This is a genomic window from Paenibacillus antibioticophila (assembly GCF_000455265.1).
In the GTDB taxonomy this organism is placed as follows: Bacteria; Bacillota; Bacilli; order Paenibacillales; family Paenibacillaceae; genus Fontibacillus; species Fontibacillus antibioticophila.
In genome coordinates, this window is the sequence record NZ_HG005140.1 from 270,937 (window position 1) to 285,733 (window position 14,797).

6 protein-coding genes are annotated in these 14,797 nt (G+C 50.8%); 4 read left to right on the plus strand and 2 right to left on the minus strand.

Annotated features, from left to right (window positions below; all coding sequences use genetic code 11):
- Positions 1-376 precede the first annotated feature (376 nt).
- The 4 genes from TX85_RS15150 (at position 377) to TX85_RS15165 (ending at position 6,528) form a co-directional block, all read left to right on the plus strand.
- Positions 377-2,128 carry an alpha-glycosidase gene (locus TX85_RS15150; protein WP_044480359.1) on the plus strand — a complete coding sequence of 584 codons (1,752 nt, stop codon included), beginning with the start codon at positions 377-379 and terminating at the stop codon, positions 2,126-2,128.
- Positions 2,129-2,337: 209 nt separating this feature from the next.
- Complete coding sequence (locus tag TX85_RS15155; RefSeq protein WP_044480361.1) at positions 2,338-3,372, plus strand: LacI family DNA-binding transcriptional regulator; 1,035 nt, start codon at positions 2,338-2,340, stop codon at positions 3,370-3,372.
- 88 nt (positions 3,373-3,460) lie between these two features.
- Positions 3,461-4,120 (plus strand): beta-phosphoglucomutase, encoded by a 660-nt coding sequence (gene pgmB, locus TX85_RS15160; protein ID WP_044480363.1) that lies wholly within the window; start codon positions 3,461-3,463, stop codon positions 4,118-4,120.
- 89 nt (positions 4,121-4,209) lie between these two features.
- Complete coding sequence (locus tag TX85_RS15165) at positions 4,210-6,528, plus strand: glycoside hydrolase family 65 protein (protein WP_044480364.1); 2,319 nt, start codon at positions 4,210-4,212, stop codon at positions 6,526-6,528.
- A 65-nt stretch (positions 6,529-6,593) separates the two neighbouring features.
- Here TX85_RS15165 and TX85_RS26305 read toward each other — a convergent pair whose 3' ends face one another.
- Both TX85_RS26305 and TX85_RS15180 read right to left on the minus strand, forming a co-directional pair.
- Positions 6,594-11,873 (minus strand): endo-beta-N-acetylglucosaminidase, encoded by a 5,280-nt coding sequence (locus TX85_RS26305; RefSeq protein WP_081671759.1) that lies wholly within the window; start codon positions 11,871-11,873, stop codon positions 6,594-6,596.
- A 268-nt stretch (positions 11,874-12,141) separates the two neighbouring features.
- On the minus strand, positions 12,142-14,778 hold the full coding sequence (locus TX85_RS15180) for a transglutaminase domain-containing protein (protein ID WP_222860713.1): 2,637 nt from the start codon (positions 14,776-14,778) through the stop codon (positions 12,142-12,144).
- Positions 14,779-14,797 lie beyond the last annotated feature (19 nt).

Consider the following 14,797-nt stretch of genomic DNA (forward strand, 5'->3'; position numbering starts at 1 on the left):
AGAAACTTGCGCAAACGATTCCAATCAAAAGCAAAGGATTCGTGTTATTTCGCTGAATCCAGGGATCCAACCTTGCTTTTCTGACCGGAAAGCGCTTTATTTCTGAAATCATAATACAACATGAGGTCCATTTTGTAAAAACGTTTGCACACGTGCTTATTGGGTAATTCCCTTTAATTTTCTTCCATATCCTTTGATATGCTCTCTATTTCATAATAAATCATAATAATTATTTGTGCGCTCCTTTCTGTTTCATAGCTTGTACCTTCGAAAAACGAATGTTATAATGCCGTTATTTTCCCCACCCAGAATGCAATTATGCAACTTGGGGAATGCCATTGCTGTCAGCTTGATTATCAACTGAGGAGGTTTCGTTATGCTGCTTGAGGCTGTATTTCACAGGCCAAAGCTGAATTGGTGCTACGCTTATGATCTTGAAACCATTCACCTTCGCCTGCGCTGTAAAAAGGGAGATTTAACCGAGGTCTTTGCTTGGATCGGCGACAAGTATATGTGGGATCAAAGTAAAGAATTAGTACCTATGTCTATCCTGACGTCCGACGAATTATTTGATTATTGGGAGTGTGCAGTTAAACCGCCTTATCGGCGTCTCAAGTACGGATTCCAGCTGAAATCAGGCGATGAAACCGTATGGATGAACGAGAATAAGTTCTTTACGGAAGAGCCCGCCGAGCCGGACCGTTTATTTGAGTACCCTTTCATCAATCCTGCTGATGTCTACAAAGTGCCCGATTGGGTCAAGGATGCGATATTCTATCAGATTTTTCCGGAGCGTTTTGCCAACGGTAATCCTGACAATGATCCCGAAGGCGTGCTTCCATGGGGCGGCAAACCGGAGCGTGACAATTTCTTTGGCGGAGATCTCCAGGGCGTCATGGATCATCTCGATCACCTTAGCGAGCTGGGAATAACGGCGATATACTTCACGCCCCTATTTCTCGCTACCACAAATCATAAATATGATACGGCTGATTATATGGAGATTGATCCGCATTTCGGCGATTTGGAGACAGCCAAGCGCTTGGTTCAAGCCTGTCATGACCGGGGAATTCGGGTTCTGTTCGATGCCGTCTTCAATCACTCCGGCAAAACCTTTGCCCCCTTTGTCGATGTGCTGGAGAAAGGAGAGCAATCTCAATACAAGGACTGGTTCTCCGTTCGGCAGTTCCCGTTGGAGGTAAAGGACGGGGTGCCGACCTATGATACATTCGCCTTTGAGCCGATGATGCCCAAGCTGAACACCAGGCATCCCGACGTTCAGAAATACCTGCTCGGTGTGGCGGATTTCTGGGTGCGTGAGGTTGGAATCGACGGTTGGCGGCTGGACGTGGCTGATGAGGTCGATCATCAGTTCTGGAGAGAATTCCGCCAGACGGTCAAAGCCGCGAATCCGGAGGCGTATATTCTTGGCGAAATATGGCATGAATCCTCTCCTTGGCTTCAAGGCGACCAATTCGATGCCGTGATGAACTATCCGTTCACGGACGCCGTTCTGGATTTTGTGGTTCGAGGCACTCTGGATGCGAAGGGCTTTGCCGAGAGTATTGGCAGACAGCTGTCGCGTTACCCGCGTCAGGCCAGCGAGGTGGCCTTCAATTTGCTGGACAGTCACGATACTCCGCGTTTGTTGACCCTATGCAAGGGAGATAAGCGAAAAATGAAGCTCGCTGCCCTGTTTCAATTCACTTATTCAGGTACGCCTTGCATTTATTATGGCGATGAGATCGGGCTTGACGGCGGGGCCGACCCCGATTGTCGTAAATGTATGCCTTGGGATCCCCGGGACCAGGATCTTGAGCTCTATGAGTTCTACCGTACGCTGATTGGAATCCGCAAGGATTTGGCTCCGCTTCGGACGGGCTCAATTCGTTTTCTGACCGCGGATGCTGGAGGAAGCGCCCTAGTATTTGAACGGAAGCTCGGCAAGGAACGGGTGATCGTGCTGTTGAATAATCTGGATACTGCCCAGACGTTAAAGGTGAATCACGGTGGTGCAAATTGGGTCGATGCATGGACCGGCAATCTCTTTGAAGCCTCTGAGGAAGATGCCTCGCTGCAGGTTCGTCTTCCTGCCTATGGATACACGATCTTGAAAAAACAAATTTAGCCAAAGCCCGCTACAGGCCGTTCTGCGCGCTTCTTGCCCACGGGCGGCCTGCCCCTGGTTCTCTGTCTCATTTTTCGCGCAAACGTTTGTATTTTTTAAGTGCTTTTGTCACATTCAAAGATTGATTGCCCGGTGTATCTATTTACTTTCCTGAGTCTTTAGATTAATATTACAATGTAAAGCAAACGGTTCCACAGAGGAGGTTTTTTATGGCTGTAACTATTAAAGATGTTGCTAAAAAGGCCGGTGTTTCCCCCTCTACGGTGTCCCGGGTGCTATCCAATCATCCAAGAATTAGTATCGAAACTTCGAGAAAAGTCAAAGAAATCATGGATCAACTTGGTTATCACCCCAATATCATGGCTAAGAGTCTGGTCTCCAAGACGACGAACAGCATATGCATTATGCTTCCGAAGTCTGCCGAGGAACTCTTCTCGAACTATTTCTTTATGGAATTGATTCGAGGAATTGTAACCCAGGCGAGCAAGCTTGGCTATGATATCCTGATTAGTTCAGGCGCCAACGAGAAGGAAGAGGTTGAATGTGTCTCCAGGCTGCTGAACGGTCGGCGGGTTGATGGCGTCATTCTATTGTATTCAAGAAAGGATGACCCTGTTGTCCGGTTCCTGGAAGAAAACGGTCATCCCTTCGTCCTGATTGGCCGGAGCGAGCATTATCCCGAATGTCTATCCGTGGATAATGATAATGTGCAGGCTTCCTATGATGCCACGAAGCATCTTATTTCCTTGGGGCATGAACGTATTGGATTCGTCAGCGGTCCTCCTGATCTTGTCGTATCCAGAGATCGGCTCAAGGGATATATGAACGCCTTGAATGATTCCGGATTGGAAATGCGTCCCGAATGGATTGTCGAGGGAGAGTTTTTGCAGGAAAGCGGCTACCGGGCGATGTCCTTTTTCATGAATTTGCCTAATCGTCCGACAGCCATTGTCGTCATTGACGATGTGGTGGCTTTCGGTGTATTGCGCGGATTGCATGAGCTGAAGTACAAGGTGCCGGAGGATTTATGCCTTGTCAGCTTCAATAACATCCCGATTGCCGAGCTGTCCACGCCTCCATTGAGCAGTATCGATATCGGCATCTACAATCTGGGCTATACCGCTTCCCAGGTGCTGATCCAGGCGATTCAGAACAACAACGACAAAAAGTATCAACGCAGACAGATCATCCCTCATCGGCTGATCGTGCGAGACTCATCGATGTATTCTGTCTCCAAGAAATGACTCCATGACGAATAAAAGGAGCGACAGCCGCTTCTTTTATTTTTCAAGTATTGTTCAAACGTTTGCGCTATAAAGGGGGAAATAAATAATGACAAATTCAGTCAAGGCCTGCTTATTCGATCTTGACGGCGTATTGGTCGATACCGCCAAATATCACTACCTGGCCTGGAAGCGTCTTGCAGAGGAATTAGGCTTCGCGTTTACCGAGCAGGATAATGAGCGCCTGAAGGGTGTCAGTCGAATGGCTTCCTTGGACATACTTCTTAGTATCGGCGGAATCAGCCTTGAAGAGGCTGCCAGGCTAGAGCTTGCTGAACGCAAGAACAATTGGTATGTCGATATGATCTCGAAAATGGATCGTTCCGAGATTTTACCCGGGGCCCTTGAGTTTTTGCAGGAATGCCGGAATAACGGAATCAAGGTTGCACTTGGCTCAGCCAGTAAAAATGCAATGACCATTCTCAATAATACCGGGTTGACACCGTATTTTGACGCGATCGTCGACGGAACCAAGACCTCAGCAGCCAAGCCCGATCCTGAGGTATTCACCCTGGGGGCGGCTGAACTTGGAGTAAGCCCGGAGGAATGCATCGTCTTCGAGGACGCCGAAGCCGGGATTGAGGCCGCGGCTCGCGCCGGGATGCGCAGCATTGGCATCGGATCGGAAGAAACATTGGGCGAAGCGAATCTGGTCATTCCGTCGCTTGAGCATATGTCCTACCGACGTCTTTCAGAGCTGCAGGCTTAATCGTATTTCTTGTTCAATACCAGAATAAATTTAAAATGCGGGGTCAAAAAGTCGGCTTTTTGAACTACCTCTAAAAGGAGCAGGTTTTCATGAGACAATACTTAAAAATGGATGAATGGTCAATTATCGAGGAATCCTTCGACCCGTCAACCCATGAGATTTCCGAGAGTATTTTCAGCATCGGCAATGGATATATGGGACAGCGGGCTAACTTTGAAGAGAAGTACAGCGGCGCGTCCCTGCAGGGCAGTTATATGGCCGGTGTCTATTATCCCGATAAAACCCGTGTCGGCTGGTGGAAGAACGGGTATCCGGAGTATTTTGCCAAGGTGCTGAACAGTACGAACTGGATCGGTATTCATGTGCTCCTAGACGGAGTTGCCCTGGATCTGGCTCAATGCGAGGTCAAAGAGTTCGTCCGTGAATTGAATATGAAGGAAGGCTACCTCTCCCGTCGGTTCACGGCTGTCATGGAGGACGGCAAGGAGCTGCGGGTTGAGACCGTTCGATTTGTCAGCATGAAGCGCCATGAGATCGGAGCCATCCGCTATGCGGTCACTCCGCTTAATTTCTCAGGTATGATCACCTTCGTCCCTTATCTGGACGGCGATGTGAAGAACAAGGACTCCAACTATGAAGAGAAGTTCTGGCTTGAGGTTGAGAAAAATGCCGGGCCGGAGCGCTCCTACCTGACTCTGAAGACGAAGAAGCTTGATTTCCACGTCACTTCGGTGATGTCCTTTGATGTAACAAAGAATGGAACGGCGCTTGAGCTCCAGCCTGTGCTAGTTGAGAACGAGAAATATGTGTCCTCCGAGGTTTCCTTTGAGACGGCTAAGGATGAGACGCTGACCCTTTATAAATATGTGGCCAATGTCACCTCCCGTGATCATGGTCTGGGCCAGCTGGTTGAAGCAGGGACAGCAGCGCTGTCTGCAGCGAAATCGGCCGGATTCGATGTCCTCCTTCAAGAACAGGCTGATGTCTGGGTGGAAAAATGGAAGGGCAGTGACATCATCATCGAAGGTGACGTATCGGCACAGCAAGGCATTCGCTTTAATATTTTCCAATTGAATCAAACCTACACCGGGGAAGACGACCGTCTGAATATCGGACCTAAAGGCTTCACTGGTGAAAAATATGGCGGCAGCACTTATTGGGATACCGAGGCTTATTGTGTGCCTTTCTACCTCAGCACGGCTGATTCGTCCATTGCCCGCAATCTGCTTATTTATCGTTACAAGCACTTGGAAAAGGCTAAGGAGAACGCCCGCAAGCTTGGCTTCACCAAGGGTGCGCTTTATCCGATGGTAACGATGAACGGGGAAGAATGCCACAACGAGTGGGAAATTACGTTTGAAGAAATTCACCGGAACGGTGCGATTGCCTACGCCATTTATAACTATGTCAATTACACCGGAGACAAGGCTTACCTAGGTCAATATGGACTTGAGGTGCTTGCGGAAATTTCCCGGTTCTGGGAAGAGCGCGTTAATTTCTCCAAGGATAAAGGCAAATACGTGATGCTGGGCGTTACCGGTCCGAATGAATACGAGAATAACGTAAATAACAACTGGTACACGAACCGGATCGCAGTCTGGACGCTGGAATATACGCTGGAAGTGCTGGAGGAGTTAAGCAAGCATGAGCCGGCGCGTTATAAGGAATTGGTTGAGAAGCTAGGCCTTCGTGAGGAAGAAACGAGCAAGTGGAAGGATATTATTTCGAATATGTATTATCCGTTGGATAATGAGCGCGGCGTCTTCCTGCAGCAGGACGGCTTCCTGGATAAAGAGCTTGTTCCGGTCAAGGAATTGGCGCCGGAGCATCTCCCGCTGAACCAGAACTGGTCCTGGGACCGGATTCTCCGCTCCTGCTACATTAAGCAGGCAGACGTGCTTCAAGGGTTGTATTTCCTCGGAGATCGTTATGATCTGGAGACGAAGAAACGGAACTTCGACTTCTATGAGCCATTGACGGTTCACGAGTCCTCCTTGTCGCCTTGCGTCCATTCGATTCTTGCTTGCGAACTGGGTTACCAGGAAAAGGCTTATGAGATGTACCTGCGTACTGCCCGTCTGGACCTGGACAACTACAACAACGACACGGAAGACGGCTGCCACACGACAAGCATGGCGGGAACCTGGATGGCCGTTATCCAAGGCTTTGCCGGATTGCGCGTACACAATAACGAGCTGGTGCTGCGTCCATTCATCCCGTCGCACTGGAAGTCCTTCTCCTTCAATGTGATGTTCCGTGGAGCTACCTTGAAGGTTAGTGTCGGCGAGAACAGCATTACTGTAACGAACGAGACGGATATTCCTGCTGCCGTACGGATCTATGATGAGAGCTATACGGTAGATGGTCACGGCAAGGTAGCAGCCGAAAGATCTCAGGTAGTCCTGTAAAGATGAATAGAACAAGAGGGTGTCCCAGAATTTTACTTCGGGACACCCTCTTCTTTTATCATGCCCTATTCCGAATTCAGCAAGAAGTTTATTGCAAATTGGGCCGCTTCAGCTCTTGTTGCAGATTGTGCCGGTGCAAAATGATCCCCTTGGCCTTTAACAAGTCCAAGCTCGGCAGCAGCATGCACACTTGCGCGAGCCCAGGAAGCGATGCTTGAATCATCCTTGAAGCGGGATGAATCAGATGGTGCCGGAGCATCTACATCCTGCTGCAATTCCAAAGCGCGCATCAGAATAGTAACAATTTCCTGGCGGCTAATTTCGGCATCAGGCTCGAAACGGTCCGCTGAGCGTCCGCTGACTAAGCCGAGCTTCACTAATTTGGCAAGGTCATCCTTGTACCAAGCGTCTGAAGGAACGTCATTGAACTTCAACTCGCTCTGCTCCTTCAAGTGCAGTGCTTTGGCAACAAGGGTTGTAAATTCTGCCCTAGTAATTGTTCGGCCGGGCTCGTACTTATTACCCGGCACACCTTGCGTCCAATGCTTCGCCGCAAGGATTTGGATAGCATCTGCCGCCCAATGAGTATCCGAAACATCCTGGAAGTTGACCTTATACTCCAGAAGCGCGTAGGTCCCTGCCTGCTCAACCTCCAAGCCCATCACATTACCATTTCGGGCTCCCCCCAGATAGGTCAATGTGCCATCATTATTAATCAAGTAGATTCCCAAGAGGTCGGCATTCAGACCGGTAGTAATCGGCATCTTGATGTTCAAAGGCTGAATGGTGGGTTCCGTAATTTCTTTTACTGTCGCCCCTTGATTATCGACAACCTTCAAATCCAGCTTAACTGTCGAGCCCTTGATCGATATTTCTGAATTGGCGGTAACGCCAGCCTGATCCAAGGATATCGGTTGGATACCGAGCTGCAATTTATTTGTGGAGAGAGGAGAATCCCCCAACAAATCCTTCATTTGCTTCAGCACTTCCGGCGGAATGTCCAGGGTCAGTGTATCCGTTTCAATGCGAAGAATATTTTGATTTAACAGTTCTCCAGCATTTAGAGGCAAGTCGATGCTTGTAACTTCCGTTTTTACGGTGATGGCTACAACTCCCGCCTCGCTGGCTTTCAACAAATCTTGCCCCGAGACAATCATTTGGGACGGGTTCGCAGGAGGCAACGGTGAAGTTCCATTTTCCGTCTTTGTTCCTCCGCTATCTCCGCCCGCTCCTTCGTTCGTACCTGTGCCTGGGGATACAGGGACATATAGCTTGAGAATACGGCTCCGAGCCTGCACCAAATTCTCATAAGCGGTTCGCACTGTATCGGCTGGGCTATCTGCCGTTAAGGCAACAGCCGTAAGATACGCTGAACTGGACTTCAACTCGGCAATGGATTGAGCGGTATATACAACATCATTTTTCAACGCTTTGATTTGGTTAATTAGGGAGGATAACAGACTCCATTCCGCAGATTGTTCTGTCTCCACCGTAAATAGCACTTCATCGCTTTCTTTTACCCCAATATAATCTCGTCCGTGCAAGTGGATGGTATGCGTTACTTCAACCTTATAGGCACCCCCGTCGGAAGCGGCTGCACTGTCAATTGTATACTCCGCATTTGTGGCTCCCGCTATAGGAGCTCCATCTTTAAACCATTGATAGCTCAATACTCCCTCGCCGGATGCTTGCACTGTAAAGGTAACTGTATCGCCAACCTCGGCAGGATTTTTCGAAGCCGTTACCGTATGAATTACCGGATCGGCATTTACAACGAGCGGGATCACATGCAGGAGCAGCTCATTGCTAACGGCTGTGGAAGGGTTACTGCCAGCAATGCCCTGCAGCACTACTCTGAACAGAGCGCCGTCGTGCTCAGCTTGAGCCGTAAAAGTATAAGCGCTGGAGCCTTCCCCTACCTGGGTCCATGTGTCGGAGTCCTTGAGCTTTGCTTCCCAGACCACTTGCTCTACATCACCGGTGGTGCTTACGAAAAGAGTAACTTCCTCATTCTCCTTCACTGTCTTTCCTGCATCCAAGTTCCTTTCAAAATCAGGAGCTACGGGATCGGCTGACGCCGGTGTGACGGTTATTGCAGTCTCGGCTTCTCCTACTCCTCCTTCCTCATTGGTGACAATTACTTTGTACTTGAATCCTTCCATGTCCAGAGTAACCCGCGGGATCGAATAGACGGTATCGGTCACGGAAATGCCGTTATAGCCGCTTCCCTCATCGACAGCCCACGAATAAGATAGTGCTCCTTTACCGGCAGCAACCGCCTTTAAGGCAGCCGCGGCGCCTTCACGGAAGGAGCCCTCCTTAATAAGCACGACTTCAGGATCCTTAAGCTTCCATTTGGCTGTCAGCGTCAGATCCTGCTTCACGCTATCTGCCGCAAAGCTCCACTTGGTATCGCCATTATACCAGCCCAGGAACTCATAGCCTTCTCTGGTCATCATTGTTGAGGGTTCACTGATCTTGGCCCCAAATGCAGACTCCACGGTTGGAACCGCATGCTCTCCCCCATTCGAATCAAAGGTGACCGTATAGCGCTCCTTGCCTCGCAGATAGACTGGCGCCGACTTGTTCCCCGCATAGTCCTCCATCACCACATAGATATTTTCTGCAGTGGAGCTGAAGCTCAGGCTGGCTTTGGTGGTTCGCCCGCGTATGATCCGGTCCTTATTGCCGGCAGCACCGCTGATATAGGTTACCGGGAAATTTTTCAATTCACCATCCTCATAGAAGTACATATACCGCCAATCCCTGGTATTCGGCATCGGCAGGCTTAAGGTATCTCCGTTCCAGGCCCATGGTTCTGCGTAAGGCTCGGCAATCTTATCGATAAAGCTCCCGCTGGCCATTACAGACTGTCCGCCGGCAGAAGAGACCGTAACCAGGTAATCGTCGCCATTGACCGGCATATTGTTAAACACAGCAGAGGTGGAGCCAGACGGAACGACCGTTTGTTCATTGACGGGTTGTTCCGCTGTGATCCAGTTTCGGGATGTTACGCTGACGGTAATATCGCCGCTAGTACCAGGTGCATTTATCCAGCTTACCTCCAGCACCCCGTCTTCCCGAGAGTCTACAGTTATGTTCGACGGAGCCGACGTCAAGTCGTAAGGAAGCGTAGCAGCCGGACCCTCGCGTCCATCCGCCCCGACAGCCGCAACCTTGATAACCCCTGAATCGGCAGGCAGCTGTTTTACATAAAACACCTCATCATATTTGCCGCCCATGTACACATCATTTACGTAGACATTGTATTGTTTTACGCTGGAATAATCGTTGTCCAGATTCCACTTTACGATCAATTCCTTCGTGTTCGGGTGGAGCTCTGAAATGGACAATCCGGCCGGAGCGTCGGGTACAACAGCAGAACCGTCAGAAATGGAAATTTGGCCAATGTTCATTTGATAGTCATTTACGACGCCTGCGCCAGGATCGAATACTAAACCAAGAACAGCAATGGATTTACCTGCATACGCGCTCAGGTCGAGCTCTGCGGTAACCCAGCCGTTCGTTTCCTTTCCGCTATCCTGCACAGCAACCTTCACTACATTCGCAGGATCATCCTCAAAGATGAGGCCCGCCTGCAGCGTAGATCCGTCATCCTGGGATGATTTGTTATAAGTAATTGACAGCTTGGATCCCGGATTCACGCTTATATCCGTTTTGTATAGCCGGAGAAAGTTCTCCGCATCCAAATCGCCGTTAATGACCAGAGAACTACCGCCTTGATAAGCTCCAATTTGCTGATAGTTAAAACGTTGAGTTGAGGCAAGGCTATACTCCGGCCCATAATCAAAATCAACGGTCAGCCGGTTGCCATCGGTATCCTGCCACCATTGCCAGGTTACCGGAATATCCTGGAGGCTCATATTGGACCATTCGCTGTCATTCGATACATTTCCGTCAACATAGTAAGACAGCCCGTGACCGGTATTGAAATTCGTATAGAAATTGGAATCGCCAATGACTGACCTTTCCGCGATGACGGATGCGATTCCCGGCCAATAACGGTTGTCGGCATAGACATCGGAGGCCGTATTTACACTTGATTTTGCCGTGTTTTTCGGATCAATATTAGGGCCCGACCACCATAGCTGTTCCCGTACCTTCGTCATCCATTGATAGTCGTTCTCCGCGCGATGATTGACAGGCCAGGCAAGTCCCATGTCTTCATCCAGACCGGCATGAACAAAGTCAGCGCCCAGTGTGGCAATGCTAACTTGTGGTAAGCCGTTGGAGAGCTTGTTTGACAATGCGTTTCCTTGAACGCTCTTGAAGCGGTCGCGCCCAGCCTCCAGGCCGGCAAATCCGACATCGAACAGGTCAAAATCGGTGCCGTACTGTTGGTTCAAATTATTTAGATAGGCTTTGGCGGAAGTGATCAGGGAGCTCCCCATGCCATAGTCGAAAAAGAAGGATTGCGAAACCTGCTCCCCTGCGTTCTTGTCATACAGGAAGGAAATATTATTATCATTAATCGTTCTGGCAAATGTATTGCTGCCGGTCGCTGTATTCAATGAATCATACCACTGAATATACAGTCCGCCCTTTTGCAGCGCTTTCATAAATCCGATGTAATCGGGAATATCTGCTACGGTGACATTGGGCCCTACTTCCTCTTGGTTGATGAAGTAGCCGTCATACCCGAAATACTCGGCCATTTCAATCAGCTTTTCTGCTACAGGATAATTCCCGTCGTCATCCTTCACGATCATTTGCTTGTAAGTTTGCTGGCCGCGGTCATTATTGGAGAAAAAAATGCCGGCCAGCGACATTACCCCGTTCTTATGGGCGGCATCGGTGTAGGTCGGATTGGGGATATTCAGCATGCCGAACTCAAACCATTTCTGCTGCCAGTCCTTTTGTGCAAGATCATCATAATATTCCGGTGGAGTATAGGCTGTAGCCGTACCATGCCAAGGAGACCAATAGTCTACATACTGCCAGAAGCCGAAGTGATATTGAGCAAATTTATTGGTGTATGGAGCATTCTCAATAAAAGCATTTCCGTAATCGCCGCTGACGTTAGTCATTTTGATATTCGGATCCAGGTCGGGATTGCTTTGCGTAGCGGCCAGCGGGTCAATCCGCTGTTGCAATGGCACTCTGGATCTGAGCAGTTCAGCGCCCGGATCACTCTCGGGGCTCCAATTCAAAACATGCCCGCTGGTATAACCATGTACACTTGGCTGGTTTTCACCATGCGCGCTTTCCCCGGTAAACGGCCAAGTGTCACCCGCCTGCACGTAAAGCGGGAAACTGGTTAGCACCAAAGCAAATGTCAGTATAGTCGAGGCTATCTTTATCTTTTTCTTGTTGCCAAAATTCATTACCTAACCTCCAATTCTTAGTAGACTATAATGTCGTTCGAACTGGCCTGAGATTATCCCATGCCTGTCAGCCTCTCTTTGATCCCCCCTCCTCACAGCAATTCTTATCAAGAATTTATCCAATGAAAGCACTTACAAATAGAGGAAAAACTAAAGATATACTGGACAAATTAAAGAATTTTAATGAAATCAACGCTATGCATGAACAAAAAAAGGAAAAGCCGCTAAAACGGCCCTTCCTTCCACTATTATTTCCAGTATTATTCGTTCACGGTGTCAGTTGCCGCAGCATCAGTTCAACGCTGCCGACATTGTATCCGGCACAGGCATAAATGCCGGTCAACCCGCCAGACAGTAGAATGAGCACAGGCAGCCGCGCCCCGTCGACGCCCATATCCATCGCTGCAGCCGCGCAAGCCTGCTTGGAATCGTAGCACACCTCGATTCCCGAGAGTGTCTTGAGCACCTTGCCAAAGGCAGGGTTGCTCCGTTCGGCCGGATTCCGCAGAACCAGCAACATACGAGCATTCGTCTCGTTCCAGCGAGAAGCCCCCGCCAACAATTCATTTAAAACATGCTCGGTCGGCTCCGCCCCCACTCCCAAAAATGCCAACAGCGTAGGGCGCTCGTCAGTCAGCTGGGAAAGCTTGATTTGCTCGCCTGACTCCGTTTGCAGCGAAACATCGCTCAGCTGGCGGTTCACCAGCAGATCTGCTTCATCGGCTTGCGCCAGCAGCAGCTCTACTGTCTTGCGCTGTCCGCTCGCCAGCCGGAATACCCGCTGAGCCGCGAGCTGGTCGCCGCTAGGTAAGCGCCGCGTGGTGATCAGGCGATAGATCGCCGGATCAAGCCTCAGCTCCAGATCGCCCTGTTCAAAGGAACTGCCGGCATAGTTCAGCGTATCGAAACGGACGCCATCCAGCTTGCTGATCGTCCAGGTCTGACCATACTTCCACTCGCTCGCTTCCATTACCTGCAGCACCAGGGTCGCCGAACCACCCGTGCGCAACGCTTCGCCCTGACCGAATTGCGCTTGATCCTCGCCGCGCGGCTCGACTGCTCCCTGGGCGTACACGCCCGGCCCTATCGCAGCAACTGACTCTGCTGTCGCCCTCGCGCCAAAGCCGGCCGGTACGGCGAACGCGCCGTCCCGCCAATATTCCGGCGTCTGTGTGACTGGATTCAGTCTGGCCGGGATATTCAAGCTGCGGCAGATCGCCGCAAACAATATCTTCTGTGCGAGCGGATTACCATGCCGCAGCTTCAGGCAGCCAATCGGGGTGGCGCAGATCGTCGGATAATCCGCATCTGAATCATAATCTATGGTATCTGCGATGTACTGCCAAATCTGATCCGGGTTCTGTACAAACTGTTCCTGCTCTTCTTTCAAAAAATACTGCCTGATAAAGCTGCGGTAAGGGGTTAACTCCTCCAGCCAGATTCGCGGACAAAGCAGGAACCGCTCATAGATCTCCGCAGGCAAGCTGCCCTGCTCACAGCTCAAGTGATCCTCAAGAATCTCGCTGCGCAGGTCTTTGCCGTCCTTGATCACCAGGCTGTTCAGCAATTGCCGCCGGTTCGGATTGTCATCCCGGGTCAGAAATTTTCGCAGCTCTTCGGTGTTCTCGCCCGCAACGCGGATCAGCTCGGCGGCCTCCGGGTACGCGGCGGCCAGCTGCTCATCATAGAGAGCCGCCAAGCGCTGTTCGCGAATTTGGACAGCGGCTTGCATCCGCTGCGCTTTCCGCGCGGCTTGCTCCGCCGTCTCCTCACCGAGATGCAGCGGATGCTCCTGCGGTGCATGCAGCGTCGTCTGCTCCCATTGGTCAGCCGGCCAGCCTGGAGCTTCCACAGCGCGTTGAAGCGTCAGCTCGATCAGGCTGGCTGGGGCCGAAGAATCTGTCGCCATCGTCGGATACGCCTGCTGCTCGGCGAACGCCCCATCCTTCCAGGCTCTGATCCGCACATCGCCCAGCCCGATCGTCAGCCGCGCCATTCCTCCGTCGTCCGTCTTCACGGTGGCGGCGGGGTAATACTCCGCCATGTTCAGAATCTCCACTGCAACTGAGGCTCCGGGAACCGGCTGTCCGGATTCATCCTTCACCGCTACAGCAAGCTCGCCCGTACGAGCATAGAAAGCCGTATGATTAACATAACAGAGCAGGCCCTCCCGACCGATGCGTTCTTCTGTCGAGCTTAAGCCGAAATCGGAAAACATCCGGCTGTGGATCAGGATCGCACGGTTAGCGGGTACCGTGAACCACCCGCGATTCAATGCCTCCTCCGGCTCGCAGGCGCCGAGAAAATGCCACTTGCCCTGCAGGTACACCTCCACCCAGGCGTGGTTGTCATCGCAATGCGCCCAGCGCGGTGTGTAGACTTGCCGGGCCGGGATGCCGACGCTGCGAAAAGCCGTGACGGTAAAAGTCGACTCTTCCCCGCAGCGGCCCTTGCCACAGCGGAATAGAGTCATCGGCGAAACCGTGCGCCCATCCGTCGATTCATAGACGACATGCTCCGCGCACCAGTAGTTGATTTCGATCACTGCTTGCTCCGGCTCCATGCCCTGGATTCTATCCTGCAGCTGCTCATAGAAAAATTGCCGGCAGTCACTGATTTCCTCCGTATTGATCCGATAATAAAGCACATGGTGGATGAAAATGTCCTCCTCCAGCTCACGGCACCAAGGCATGTGTGCCCGCAGCCAAAGGGAATGCTGCACATAGCTCAAGAAAACAGAAAAAGCATATTCTCCCGCATCACGTACCGGCATAGTTCCATAGAGATAGCGCATCAACACAGCTTCATCTTCCGTGCATTCACCTAAGGCCGACTCGATCTCTTGCCAGAGCGGACCATAGACTGCCTTCCTGGACTGATACCGCGTCAGTGCGAATTCTTGCAATTGAGCAGACAACATACGC

What these genes read in the sequence shown, in the direction of transcription:
- TX85_RS26305 (WP_081671759.1), bottom strand. Translation starts at nt 11,873, where the DNA reads ATGAATTTTGGCAACAAGAAAAAGATAAAGATAGCCTCGACTATACTG.
- TX85_RS15165 (WP_044480364.1), top strand. Translation starts at nt 4,210, where the DNA reads ATGAGACAATACTTAAAAATGGATGAATGGTCAATTATCGAGGAATCC.
- TX85_RS15155 (WP_044480361.1), top strand. Translation starts at nt 2,338, where the DNA reads ATGGCTGTAACTATTAAAGATGTTGCTAAAAAGGCCGGTGTTTCCCCC.
- pgmB (WP_044480363.1), top strand. Translation starts at nt 3,461, where the DNA reads ATGACAAATTCAGTCAAGGCCTGCTTATTCGATCTTGACGGCGTATTG.
- TX85_RS15150 (WP_044480359.1), top strand. Translation starts at nt 377, where the DNA reads ATGCTGCTTGAGGCTGTATTTCACAGGCCAAAGCTGAATTGGTGCTAC.